This is a genomic window from Micromonospora sp. NPDC047753 (assembly GCF_040642735.1).
Taxonomy (GTDB): Bacteria; Actinomycetota; Actinomycetes; order Mycobacteriales; family Micromonosporaceae; genus Micromonospora.
Map to the genome: position 1 here is coordinate 1 of NZ_JBEYSL010000203.1, position 11,098 is coordinate 11,098.

The following is an 11,098-nucleotide window of genomic DNA, read 5'->3' on the forward strand; positions in this document are numbered from 1 at the left end:
CTGCCGGCACCCGCAGGGTGAAGGTCTCCCCGGGCGTGCCGCCGCCCCCGCCGTAGAACAGCAGGGGGTCGGTGAGGTTGGCGACCCCACCCCCACCCCGCCGCACGGCGTCGATCTTGCAGTTTGTGTTGGTGAATTGCCCTTGAATGGGCGAGAAGCGAGAGCAGTAAGTGCAAGATCGCGGGGCGTGGCGGTGGGGCCGGCGCGGGATTGGTCAGAGAAGTCGGGATTGAGCAATAATCGCCCGGGCGGTGAGCGGACCAGGCCGTTCAATCGATCTTGTGGAATGGAGGGGCTGGTGAGGTCGCGCCACGCAGCGACAAGATCGCGATTTGTGCACGTCTTCACAAGCGCCTACGCTGTGACTCCGACGCGCCCTGCTAGCACAGCCGGCAATCTCGGTCGCCAGCGGGAGTCCACAAACGGCCGACCAGCGGAGTTGGCCGAGGATCGCACCGCACGGAGTCTCATGAGTCAGCACCGTCACCCAGGCGCGCCCGGCCGCGCCGGTGCCGTACCGGCGCTCCCGGATCTGCCCGAGGCGACCGTCGCTCGGCTCCCGGAGTACCTGCGCGCGCTGCACAACCTCGCCGACACCGGGCACGAGACGGTCTCCAGCGAGGGTCTCTCCGCCGCCGCCGGGGTCAACTCCGCCAAGCTCCGCAAAGACCTTTCCCACCTCGGCTCGTACGGCACCCGGGGCGTCGGCTACGACGTCGCGCTGCTGATCGAGCAGATCGAGTATGTGCTCGGGCTCACCCAACGTCGGGCGGTCGCCCTGGTCGGCGTGGGTAATCTCGGTCACGCTCTGGCCGGCTACGACGGCTTCGCCAGCCGGGGCTTCCGGATCGCCGCACTGCTCGACGCCGATCGCTCACGGGTCGGTGAGGAGATCAACGGCCTGGTGGTCAGGCATGTTGACGACCTGCCGACGGTCGCCGCGGAGGAATCCCTCGCGATCGGCGTGATCGCCACCCCGGCCGCCGCCGCCCAGCAGGTCGCCGACCAACTGGTCGCCGTCGGCGTGACGAGCATCCTCAACTTCGCGCCGTGCGTACTCTCGGTTCCGGAGGGGGTCGACGTGCGCAAGGTCGACCTCGCCATCGAGCTGCAGATTCTGTCCTTCCACGAGCACCGCAAGGCGTCGCTGACCGCGCTGCCCGCCACCGGCGGGTCCGCTCTCACGGCCCTGCCGGGCGGGTTCGCGGCCACCGATACCCAGGAGGCGATAGGCACGTGAAACTGCTCGTCGTCGGCGCGTCCTACCGGACCGCCCCGGTCGCCACGCTGGAGCAGCTGGCCGTGCCCCCCGCCGACCTGACCCGCACACTGGACCGCCTGGTAGCCCAGCCGTACGTGGCCGAGGCGGTGATCGTCTCCACCTGCAACCGGGTGGAGGTCTACGCCGCCGTGTCCGGATTCCACGGTGGGCTCGGCGACGTCTGCGCCGTGCTGGCCGAGCAGGCCGGCAGCTCGCCGACCGCGCTCGCCAGCCACCTGTACGTGCACTACGACACAGCGGCCGTGGACCACGTCTTCCGGGTCGCCACCGGTCTGGACTCGATGGTGGTGGGCGAGGCGCAGATCCTCGGCCAGCTGCGTGACGCGTACCACTGGGCCACCGGCGCCGACTCGGCCGGCCGGCTGCTGCACGAGCTGATGCAGCAGGCGCTGCGGGTCGGCAAGCGGGCCCACGCCGAGACCGGCATCGACCGGGCCGGCCAGAGCGTCGTCACCGCCGCCCTGGAGCTGGCCGCCGGGCACCTCGACGGCGACCTCGTCGGCCACCCGGCCCTGGTGGTCGGCGCCGGTGCGATGGGTTCGCTCGGGGTGGCCACGCTATCCCGGCTCGGTGCCGGGCCGCTCACCGTCAGCAACCGCGGCGCCGACCGGGCCGTCCGGCTCGCCGAGTCGTACGGGGCGAGTGCCGCGCCGATGACCGAGCTGGCCGACACCCTCTCCACAGTGGACATCGTAGTGGCCGCCACCGCGTCCACCGAACCGGTCCTCACCCGGTCGGTGGTCACCGCGGCGCTGGCCGAACGCGACAGGTCCCGGGGCCCGCTGGTCCTGCTCGACCTTGCCGTTCCGCGCGACGTCGAGGAGGGCGTCGCCGAGCTGCCCGGTGTCGAGGTGATCGACATCGACCGGATGGCGGCGCTGCTCGCCGACGGCCCGGCGGCTGCCGACGCCGCAGCCGTCGAACGCATCGTCCTCGGCGAGGTGGAGGGCTTCCTCACCTGGCTGCGCGGTGCCGACGTGGCACCCACGGTGGCCGCGCTGCGCGGCCGGGCCGACGACGTGGTCACCGCCGAGCTGCGCCGACTGGCCCAGCGTCGCCCCGACCTCGGCGACGACCTGCGGGCCGAGGTGGCCCGCACGGTGCACCGGGTGGTGCAGCGGCTGCTGCACCAGCCCACCGTCAAGGTTCGCCAGTTGGCCGCGGAGCCCGGCGGCGACCAGTACGCGGCACTGCTGCGCGAGCTGTTCGACCTCGAGGTGCCGCAGACCTCGCCGGTGGACACCGTCCCGGACGTGCTGACCCCCGACCTCGGCATGGCGCTCCCCGGCACCGACCCGTTGTCCGGAGCCGACGCCGCCGAGCCCACCCCACCCAGCGGAGGTGCGCGATGACCGCCCCACTGCGCCTCGGCACCCGGGGCAGCGCCCTGGCGATGGCCCAGTCCGGCCAGGTCGCCGAGGCGTTGACCGTCGCCACCGGTCGCCCCGTCGAACTGGTCGAGGTGGTCACCGCGGGCGACCGCTCCAACGCGCCGGTGCACCGGCTGGGCGTCGGTGTGTTCGTATCCGCACTGCGCGACGCGCTGACCGCCGGGACGATCGACTTGGCGGTGCACTCGTACAAGGACCTGCCCACGGCCGCCGCCGGTGGGCTGCACATCGCGGCGGTGCCGGCCCGGCAGGACCCGCGCGACGCGTTGGTGGCCCGCGAAGGCCGAACGCTCGCCGAATTGCCGCCCGGGGCCACTGTGGGCACCGGCGCGCTGCGTCGGATCGCCCAGTTGCACGCCCTCGGCCTGCAACTGGAGGTCACCCCGATCCGCGGCAACGTCGACACCCGCCTGGGGCGGGTGCTCGGCCCCGAAGCCGATCTCGACGCCGTCGTCCTGGCACGGGCCGGTCTGGCCCGACTTGGCCGACTCGACGTGATCACCGAGTCGCTGGACCCGATGCTCATGCTGCCCGCTCCCGCTCAGGGCGCGTTGGCCGTGGAGTGCCGGGTCGACGACCGGGACCTGGTCGAGCTGCTCGCCGTGCTCGACCACGCACCGTCGCGTTCCGCGGTCACCGCAGAACGTGCGTTTCTGGCAACCCTGGAGGCCGGGTGCAGCGCACCCGTCGCCGCCTATGCCGAACTCGCCGAAGGCGAGACCGGCGATGAGATCTACCTGCGCGGGGCGGTGATCAGCCCGGACGGCACTCGTGACCTCCGGCTGTCCCGCACCGGAACGCCCGCCGACGCGGCGGAGATCGGTAAGGCACTCGCCGCCGAACTCCTCGACCTCGGCGCCGACTCGATCCTCGGCCACGAAGGACACACCGGCCCGGGGACCCAGCAATTTGGGAGCACAGAATGACCCGCACCCGTAAGCCCGTCGGCCGTATCGCGTTCGTCGGGGCTGGCCCCGGTGACCCGGGCCTGCTGACCCGTCGGGCCCACGACGCCCTGGTCGACGCCGACCAGGTGATCTACGACCGGGGAGTCCCGGAGTCGTTGCTCGCCGTCGTGCGCGCCGAGGCCTCCGCTGATGCCGAGTTCACCCCGGCCGAGGGCGCGCCGGGGGACGTGGCGAAGGTGCTCATCTCCGCGGCCCGCTCCGGGCTGAACGCGGTGCACCTGGTCGCCGGCGACCCGTTCGGGCACGACTCGGTGGTCAAGGAGGTGCAGGCGGTGGCCCGCACCGCCGCCCACTTCGAGGTGGTGCCCGGTGTTGGCCAGGCCGAGGGCGTGGCCACCTACGCCGGGGTCCCGCTGCCGGGTGTGCGTACGGCCGCCGACGTCGAGGACGTCAGCGTGCTGGACTTCGAGGCGCTGGCCACGGCCGTCGGCCGGGGTTCGCTCGCGCTCGCCGTGGACGCCGGTGACCTCGCTGCCGTCCGGGACGGGCTGCTCGCCGCCGGGGTCGACGGCACCACCGGCGTCGGGGTGACCGGCGACGGCACCGGCGAGACCCAGTACACGACCACGTCGACAGTGGACAGCTTCGTGGCCGCCGCGCTCGGCTTCACCGGCCGCGTGGTGCTCACCGTCGGTGTCGGCGTGGGGCAGCGCGACAAGCTGAGCTGGTGGGAGAACCGCCCGCTGTACGGCTGGAAGGTGCTCGTACCCCGGACCAAGGAGCAGGCCGGCGCGATGAGCGCCCGGCTGCGCGCGTACGGGGCCATCCCGTGCGAGGTGCCGACCATCGCGGTCGAGCCGCCGCGTACCCCGGCGCAGATGGAGCGGGCGGTCAAGGGCCTGGTCGACGGCCGGTACGCCTGGGTGATCTTCACGTCGGTGAACGCGGTCCGCGCGGTTTGGGAGAAGTTCGCCGAGCACGGCCTCGACGCCCGGCACTTCGGCGGCGTCAAGATCGCCTGCATCGGTGAGGCCACCGCGGACTCGGTCCGCGCGTTCGGCATCCAGCCGGAACTGATCCCCGCCGGGGAGCAGTCCTCGGAGGGCCTGCTGGCCGAGTTCTCGCCGCACGACGAGATCCTCGACCCGGTGGGCCGGGTGCTGCTGCCGCGCGCCGACATCGCCACCGAGACGCTCGCCGCCGGGCTCACCGAGCGCGGCTGGGAGGTCGACGACGTGACCGCGTACCGGACGGTGCGGGCCGCTCCGCCGCCCGCCGAGATCCGCGACGCGATCAAGTCGGGCGGGTTCGACGCGGTGCTCTTCACCTCGTCCTCCACCGTGCGCAACCTGGTCGGCATCGCCGGGAAGCCGCACGCCCGGACCGTTGTTGCCGTCATTGGGCCCAAGACGGCGGAGACCGCGACGGAGTTCGGCCTGCGCGTCGACGTCCAGCCGCCGCACGCCTCGGTGCCCGACCTGGTGGAGGCGCTCGCCGCCTACGCCGTCGAACTGCGGGAGAAGCTGGCCGCCATGCCGGCCAAGCAGCGCCGTGGCTCGAAGGTGCAGGGCCCGACCGCTCTGCGCTTCCGGTAGTCGTTCGAGGAGGGCCTGCCATGTCGTACCCCGAGATCCGGCCCCGCCGGCTGCGCCGCAACCCGGCGGTCCGCCGGCTGGTGTCAGAGACCCGGGTCGACCCGGCCGAGCTGGTCGTGCCGATGTTCGTCAAGGAGGGGCTGACCGAGCCCCGCGCCATCGGGTCGCTCCCGGGGGTGCTCCAGCACTCCCGGGACTCGCTCCGCAAGGCCGCGGCCGAGGCGGTCCAGGCCGGTGTCGGCGGGATCATGCTCTTCGGCGTGCCGGAGCAGCGGGACCCGACCGGCTCCGGCGGCATCGACCCGAACGGCATCCTCAACGTCGCCATCCGCGACGTGGTGGCCGAGGTGGGCGACGCCACAGTGGTGATGAGTGACCTGTGCCTCGACGAGTTCACCTCGCACGGGCACTGTGGGCTGCTCACCCCCGACGGTGAGGTCGACAACGACTCGACCCTGGCCGCCTACGCCGAGATGGCGGTGGCCCAGGCCGCCGCCGGGGTCGGCATGGTCGGGCCGTCCGGGATGATGGACGGCCAGGTCGGCGTGGTACGCCGAGCCCTCGACGCCGCCGGGCACCAGGACGTCTCCGTGCTGGCGTACGCGGTGAAGTACGCCTCCGCCTTCTACGGCCCGTTCCGGGAGGCGGTGGAGTCGGCGCTGGAGGGCGACCGGCGCAGCTACCAGCAGGACCCGGCCAATCTGCGTGAGTCGCTGCGCGAGGTCGCGTTGGACGTGGCCGAGGGCGCCGACCTGGTGATGGTCAAGCCGGCGCTGCCCTACCTCGACGTGGTGTCGGCGGTGCGGGCTGCGGTGGACGTCCCGGTCGCCGCCTACCAGGTCTCCGGCGAGTACGCGATGGTCGAGGCGGCCGCCGCGAACGGCTGGATCGACCGCGAGCGGGTCATGCTGGAGACCCTCACCTCGATCAAGCGGGCCGGTGCGCAGGTCATCCTCACCTACTGGGCCGTCGAGGCTGCTGGCCTGCTCCGCCAGCGCTACTGAGCGGTTCGTCCGCGGCCATCCTCTCCCGCCGTGCGCCGATCGTGGCGCGCCCGGTTCGGGCTCCTGACCGCGGCGGATACCGGCTCCTGACTGCGGCGCATCCCACTGTGCGGATCGCTGGCTCCGATGTCTCCACGACTGCCTTTGCTCTGCACCCGCGGATGCGCCGGCTGTCTTGCTGGCGCGCTTCAGAGGGGCCGGCGGGGTGGCGCATATCAGGGTGCAGAGCAAAGGGGATAGGTCAGGGATTGCCTCCCCGCTCCGTCGCGTGGACGACGTGCTGCTCAAAGCCCACGACTTCGTCGCCCGAGCGGAAGCCACCCTCGCCACGATGACGGTTGTCCCGTTGTCCACAGGTCCTTCCGTTGTCCACAGGCCAGCCGAACGGGACTGCGAGAAACGGGGCGAGCCGGGACGGTGGAGGCATGGACGACCTACCGAGCGAGCCCTCCGACACCCTATGGCCGATCGTTGGCGTCGTCCGGGCGGTCCGTCGCCACGCCGACCTCAGCCAACGTGAGCTGGCCCGACGGGCAGGGGTGCACCACGCCACCATCGGTCGCATCGAGGGCGGTCGGACTGTTCCGAGCATCGAGCTGCTCTGCCGGATCATCGACGTCGCCGGGTGTCGGCTGGCCGTCGTCGACGACCTCGGCCGGGTGCTCCTGCCGATGCGGGACTGGGAAGACACGCGTGACGGTGCGGGGCGCCGCTACCCGACGCACCTGGACACCATTCTCGACCCGAAGCCGGGGGAGTGGTGGGCGGACATCTACGGGCTGGCCCGCCCGCCCGAGACGTTCTACCGCAACCGGGAGGTCCGTGACGCGATGCGTCGGCGTAGCCAATGGGAGGTGCGGGTAGCCAAGCACCGCGGCGATCCACCACCGCCACAGCTCTGGCGGTACGACTGACCGCGGGACGGACGACGGCCCGCCGCCCCCGGGCGGGGTTCGGCGGGCCGTCGGCGACCACTCCAGAATCAGTCGTCGTTGGTGATCGTTCCGGTCGCGAGTGGATCAGCCAGCCGCAGGCCGGGCACGCCGGCCACCAGCAACGTCAATTTCTCGTCCGCCTCCCGCTTGCGGTCACCGCGCACCGAGACCGGGAACGCCACCGACGTCTGCCCGGCGGCCAGCACCTTGCAGCCGGCGTACGGGTCGAAGTCCGAGCCCACCTGCGCCGTGACGCCGACGGTCGCGGCGCAGAGCAGCACCGACTGGGACAGCGGCCGAGACACGGTGGCGGTGAAGGTGAGCTGCCGGGTGCCCTGGTTGCCCTCGGCCACCGCCGAGTCGGCCACTGTCAACGACGCCCGGGACCGGAATCGCGCCACCTGCGGGTCGTGGTCACTGGAACCTCGCGACCCGTCACCGGCGAACTCCGCCGGCCAGTCGGCGTTGATGTGCGCCGCCCGCACCTGCACCAGGTCGCTGTGGAGCGCGTCGTTGACGAACAGGTGGTCGAGAGTCTGCGCCTGCCCCTCGAAACTGTACGAGTAGGCCGAGGCCGGCGCTTCCGCGACGAGGTCGTCCCACAGGTTGCGCAGGCCCGCCTCGTAGAGCGGGGCGAGCTGGTCCGACGGCGTGGGCTGCTCACCGGTCGCGATGGGATCGTCCGGGCGGGGGAAGACGTTCAGGTCCCCGCCGTAGACCACCCGGGCGGCCGGGTCGGCCGCCTCGATCGCGGTGACGATCGCCGCACCGTAACGCGCCTGCTCACGCCGCTGCCCGACCCGGCTGTCCGGGCCGGAGGAGTAGTGGTTGCTGAGCGCGTACAGGGTGAACCGCTCGGTCGAGCCGGGCGCCGCCGCCACGCTGAACTTGCCCAGCTGCGGAGCACGGGTGAAGACGTTGCTGCCGTCCCGACCGGTCGAGGTGTCCACGTCCGCCGGCAGCACCGCGTTGAGGGCCTTCGGGTTCTGCACGTCGGCGTTGGTCGGCAGCCCCGCAGCCCGGTACTGAACGGTCGGTGTCGTCCCCAGCAGGGGGTCCGCCGCCGTCGCGGCCGCCAGCGACACCCGGTCCGTGCGGTAAAGGAAGGCCGCGGTGATACCGCGAGCGTCCGCGCCGGTCCGGTCATAGGCGGCGGCGTACGCGGGCCCACCGGCCGCCGCCACCGCGAGCGCCAGCTCCTGGATGCTGTCCGGGGCGCCATCGGCGTTGTTGGTGTCGCCGCAGCTCAGCGCCGCCCCGGAGATCGTGCAGATGTCCTGGTCCTCGGCCTCCTGCACCAGGATCAGGTCCGGTGCGTGCAGGTCCTTGACGATCTGATCGGCGAGGGCGGCCAGTTGCTCGCGGTATTCCGCCTCGCTGGCCGGGACGTAGTCGAACGGCGGGGAGACCCCCACGCAGCCGGCGTTACCGGCGAAGTCGCAGCCGTCGAACGGGTCGTCGCGGTAGTCGTACAGGTTCTCCACGTTGTAGGTGGCCACGGCCACCTCCTGCGACCGGTCGGCCGGCTTGGGCGGGTTGTTCCTCGACGGGTCGGCCCCGGCGGCGAACTCCGCCCGCTCGACCTGGACGCCGTACTTCTCGAACGAGTAGTAGACCCCGCCCACCGCGTCCGCCCGCAAGGTGTCGAAGGTGTGCGCCGGCGGGAGCAGCGCGGCGCTGTCCCCGGCGGTGGCCTTCACGCCCATGCTGCCCAGCAGCGTCCGCTGGCCGTTGCCGTCGTCGAATCGGCGGGTCGGGTCGTTGTCCAGCGGGTGCGAGTCACGGAAGACCCGCCGGGAGTACGGGTCGGCGCGGTCCAGCAGCGGGTCGTCGCGGTCGACCACCCACAGCTCCGCGTCGGCGGTGGAGGAGAAGACGTCCCGGCCGCTCGCCGCGCCGCTGCCCGCGCGTACCCGCATCCGGGAGCCCTCGTGCCGCTCCCAGAAGCGCTGCGCGTCGGTCAGCACAGCCGGCGGCACCGCGTCGGCCACCGCGACCGCGGTGTCCACGACCAGCCCACCGCCGATCAGGCGGACCAGCGACGCGCCGGAGAGCTGGGTGAAGTTGTAGTACTCCGACACCCGGGCCCGCAGCACGACCTCGTCGCCGACCGTCGGCACGTACCCGCCGATCAGCGAGGAGAACGTACCCATGAACACGAAGATGCCGTCGGAGCTGGTCGGATCGCCGTCGGTGTCACCAACGCGGCTCTGCAGGAAGAAGCCGTGCTGCTCCGCTCCGGCCGAGGTGCGGGCCAGGGTCAACTGGGTGATCACGCCGCGTACGTCGTACAGGGCGCTGCTCGTGCCGTTGCCGCTCGCCGGTGCGAGCGGTGACCGGTCGCTCGGACCGGACTCGGTGTCGGTGGTCGGACCCTGCACCTCTCCGACGGTCAGCTCCCGGGTCACCTGCACCGCCAGCGCGCAGCTCGCGGTGCCACCGCCCGCGTCGGTCGTGGTCACTGTGACGGTGTACGCCCCGGCGGCGAGGTCGGCGCTCACACCGACCGTGGCGCGGGCGGTGCCGCCCACCCCGTCGGCGGGGGTGAACGCGGTACGGGTGATCGAGCCGGAGGTCGGGCTCGGGCTGACCGCGGTCACCGCCAGGTCGACGATCGTGTCGTCGGGGTCGGCGGCGGTCGCCTCGCGGCTCGCGGCCGTGCCGGCGGCGGTGACCAGCGGCCCGCCGCAGGTCAGCGTGGCGGGCACGTCGACCGGGCCGCCGCCGTCCACGGTGTGCGCGCCCAGCCCGTCGAAGGTGTCGACGGGGAAGCCGGCCCACTGTGCGGCGGGGTCGAACGCGTCCGACGGGTCGGTGTCACCGGCGGCCACGCTCGCCAGCCGGCGCAGGGTGTTGTCAGCGGTGCTGGTGACACCGGCGCCCCACTCGGTGCCCGGGTCGACGCCCACCTGGCCGATCGAGTCGAGCACTGTGGTGCCCCGGCGCAGCACTATCGCGTCGTCACCGTTGAAGAGGCTCGCCCCGGTGGTCTGGTCAGCCTGGGCGAGGATGGCGGCCCCGGCCGAGGCGCTGGCGAACACGAACGCGTCACCGGCCGCCACACTGCCGGTCAGGGCGATCGTGGTGGCCGTGGTGGAGCCGTTGAAGTAGAGCTGCAACTGGTAGCCACCGGCCGCCAGGTCGACGGCGGCGCCCGTGCCGTTGAACAGCTCGATCGCCTTGTTGTTCGACGAACCCTCGACGTACTCCGAGATGAACAGGTCGGTGGGCGCGGCGCTGGCCGCGGTGGGTGCGACGCCGAGCGCCGTGACTGTCACGGCGGCGGTGGCGGTCGCGAGCGCGGCGATTGAGCGGCGCGGGCGCATAGGGCCTCCACGATGGGTGGATGGGGTCAACGCACGTTAAGGTGCGCGACTGTCCACCGTCCATCCCCTAATGGACAGTTTCGTGAATTTCTCAGCGCGGTGGATCGAGGCGGTGCACCAGCTCAGCGACGTCGACGCTGTATTCGCACCAGTCCCGGTCGGGGCGGTAGCCCAGCTCAGCGTTGACCTTCAACATCGCCTCGTTGGCCTGCGCGTTCCAGGTCTGCACCTCGATCAGCTCCGGCTCGGCGGAGCGCAACTCCAGCAGCATCCGCGCCTTGATCGCCCGATCGATGCCATAGCCCCGGTGGTCCTGCGCGACGATCGTGTCGTACTGGTCGGCGCGGGTCGGGTGCTGCGCCGGCACCACCACCTCGGTCAGGCCGGCCACCTCGCCGCTCTGCTCGTGCCGGGCGAGCACGATGTACGGCTTCATGCCCCGTCGGTGCAGCGTGTCGAGGCTGTCCCGCAGTCGCTCCGGGTCGTAGGAGCTGGGGCGCAGCTCACCGTCGTCGACGTCGCGCACCTCGGCCTTGGCCCGCGCGTACGCCTCGATCAGGTCGTCCGGCGGCCCGCCCGGGAAGAACTCCAGCTGGTAGCCCGCCCCGATGCCGGTGGCCATCTCGGCCAGCTCGGCCCAGTCCACCGCCGTCAGGT

At 72.3% G+C, this 11,098-nt stretch carries 7 protein-coding genes and 1 pseudogene; 6 read left to right on the plus strand and 2 right to left on the minus strand.

Annotated features, from left to right (window positions below; translation table 11 throughout):
- Positions 1 to 469 precede the first annotated feature (469 nt).
- The 6 genes from ABZ749_RS18315 (at position 470) to ABZ749_RS18340 (ending at position 7,094) form a co-directional block, all read left to right on the plus strand.
- Complete coding sequence (locus ABZ749_RS18315) at positions 470 to 1,240, plus strand: redox-sensing transcriptional repressor Rex (RefSeq protein ID WP_357229207.1); 771 nt, start codon at positions 470 to 472, stop codon at positions 1,238 to 1,240.
- Complete coding sequence (locus tag ABZ749_RS18320; protein ID WP_355005752.1) at positions 1,237 to 2,634, plus strand: glutamyl-tRNA reductase; 1,398 nt, start codon at positions 1,237 to 1,239, stop codon at positions 2,632 to 2,634. Before ABZ749_RS18315 ends, ABZ749_RS18320 begins: the two co-directional genes overlap by 4 nt.
- Positions 2,631 to 3,599 (plus strand): hydroxymethylbilane synthase, encoded by a 969-nt coding sequence (hemC, locus tag ABZ749_RS18325; RefSeq protein WP_357229210.1) that lies wholly within the window; start codon positions 2,631 to 2,633, stop codon positions 3,597 to 3,599. The genes ABZ749_RS18320 and hemC overlap by 4 nt, the downstream gene beginning before the upstream one ends.
- The gene (locus ABZ749_RS18330) at positions 3,596 to 5,176 is read left to right on the plus strand and encodes a uroporphyrinogen-III synthase (RefSeq protein WP_355005750.1); all 1,581 of its coding nucleotides are present in this window, start codon (positions 3,596 to 3,598) and stop codon (positions 5,174 to 5,176) included. The genes hemC and ABZ749_RS18330 overlap by 4 nt, the downstream gene beginning before the upstream one ends.
- Positions 5,177 to 5,196: 20 nt before the next feature.
- Positions 5,197 to 6,180: a porphobilinogen synthase gene (gene hemB, locus ABZ749_RS18335; RefSeq protein ID WP_357229213.1), complete on the plus strand. Its 984-nt coding sequence runs from the start codon at positions 5,197 to 5,199 to the stop codon at positions 6,178 to 6,180.
- A 425-nt stretch (positions 6,181 to 6,605) separates the two neighbouring features.
- Complete coding sequence (locus ABZ749_RS18340) at positions 6,606 to 7,094, plus strand: helix-turn-helix transcriptional regulator (RefSeq protein ID WP_357229216.1); 489 nt, start codon at positions 6,606 to 6,608, stop codon at positions 7,092 to 7,094.
- 68 nt (positions 7,095 to 7,162) lie between these two features.
- On the opposite strand, the gene ABZ749_RS18345 is transcribed toward ABZ749_RS18340, so the two are convergent.
- Positions 7,163 to 10,441 (minus strand): lamin tail domain-containing protein, encoded by a 3,279-nt coding sequence (locus ABZ749_RS18345; RefSeq protein ID WP_357229220.1) that lies wholly within the window; start codon positions 10,439 to 10,441, stop codon positions 7,163 to 7,165.
- Between the two features lie 91 nt (positions 10,442 to 10,532).
- Positions 10,533 to 11,098 (minus strand): annotated as a pseudogene (locus tag ABZ749_RS18350) (GNAT family N-acetyltransferase); the annotation flags it as partial.

Excerpts from the sequence above, each read along its gene's own strand:
- ABZ749_RS18315 (WP_357229207.1), top strand. The coding sequence starts at position 470 with ATGAGTCAGCACCGTCACCCAGGCGCGCCCGGCCGCGCCGGTGCCGTA.
- hemC (WP_357229210.1), top strand. The coding sequence starts at position 2,631 with ATGACCGCCCCACTGCGCCTCGGCACCCGGGGCAGCGCCCTGGCGATG.
- ABZ749_RS18330 (WP_355005750.1), top strand. The coding sequence starts at position 3,596 with ATGACCCGCACCCGTAAGCCCGTCGGCCGTATCGCGTTCGTCGGGGCT.
- hemB (WP_357229213.1), top strand. The coding sequence starts at position 5,197 with ATGTCGTACCCCGAGATCCGGCCCCGCCGGCTGCGCCGCAACCCGGCG.
- ABZ749_RS18340 (WP_357229216.1), top strand. The coding sequence starts at position 6,606 with ATGGACGACCTACCGAGCGAGCCCTCCGACACCCTATGGCCGATCGTT.
- ABZ749_RS18345 (WP_357229220.1), bottom strand. The coding sequence starts at position 10,441 with ATGCGCCCGCGCCGCTCAATCGCCGCGCTCGCGACCGCCACCGCCGCC.